Raw genomic sequence first — 714 nt, 5'->3', positions numbered from 1 at the left:
TGGCGCGAGCGATGGTCGACCATTCGATTGATGGCGAGCAGCTCTGACGAACACGGGAAGTGAGCGGACAGGAAAGAATTTTCCAATCGCGCAGATAAAAACGTTTGACTTGCAAATGATAATGATTATTATTGCAAGCAGCTGGTCGCGAGATCAGTCGATGGACCAGAGACCTTAGGTCGGTCTTCTGGACTATCTCCTCATCAGGCTAATCACGGTTTTTGACCCGGCTTTTTGCCGGGTCTTTTTTTGCCCGTTTTTCGGGCTTATGGCTTCAGGCTAATGAAGTCTGTGGGTGCTGCCAATTCGATGGCGCGGATAATATCAAAAGAATATCGCTTGGCAAGCTTGGCCCGGCCAGATTGGCGCAAACCAATGACAATTAGCACTTGAGAATCAATCGCACAGTCTCTAAGCTGCTTGCGCGTCACGGAAGACGCCCCCCTACCGCAAGCCGCAATTTCCCTCGGTCTCAGCTCAGTCTTGCGTGTAAAGTAGCCGCCATAAAAATCATATTCAGGAATCGATTATGACCGTGGCCAAATCTTCGTTCGACATCAGCGCCAACTTCGACAGCGGCAACATCCAAGTCATCGACATCTCCAATCCGCTCAACCCGGTTCTGGCCATCCGCCCGGATACCCGCAGCGCGCATTTTCAGTGGTTCCACTTCAAGGCCAGCGGCCTGCATGTTCATCAAGAGCACTGGTTTTC

General features: G+C 51.4%; 2 protein-coding genes. One reads left to right on the top strand and one right to left on the bottom strand.

Annotation, left to right across the window (positions count from 1 at the left end; translation table 11 throughout):
• Positions 1–266 precede the first annotated feature (266 nt).
• Complete coding sequence (locus HT737_RS29380) at positions 267–431, bottom strand: hypothetical protein (RefSeq protein ID WP_182404259.1); 165 nt, start codon at positions 429–431, stop codon at positions 267–269.
• A gap of 98 nt (positions 432–529) precedes the next feature.
• Between HT737_RS29380 and HT737_RS29375 the strand changes: the two genes are divergently transcribed.
• Positions 530–714: M14-type cytosolic carboxypeptidase (locus tag HT737_RS29375; RefSeq protein WP_306287312.1), on the top strand; the 185-nt coding region annotated here is incomplete at its 3' end.

Source organism: Pseudomonas sp. MD195_PC81_125, from assembly GCF_014060985.1.
GTDB classification, from domain to species: Bacteria; Pseudomonadota; Gammaproteobacteria; order Pseudomonadales; family Pseudomonadaceae; genus Aquipseudomonas; species Aquipseudomonas parakoreensis.
This window is presented reverse-complemented; position numbering and strand designations above follow the sequence as displayed.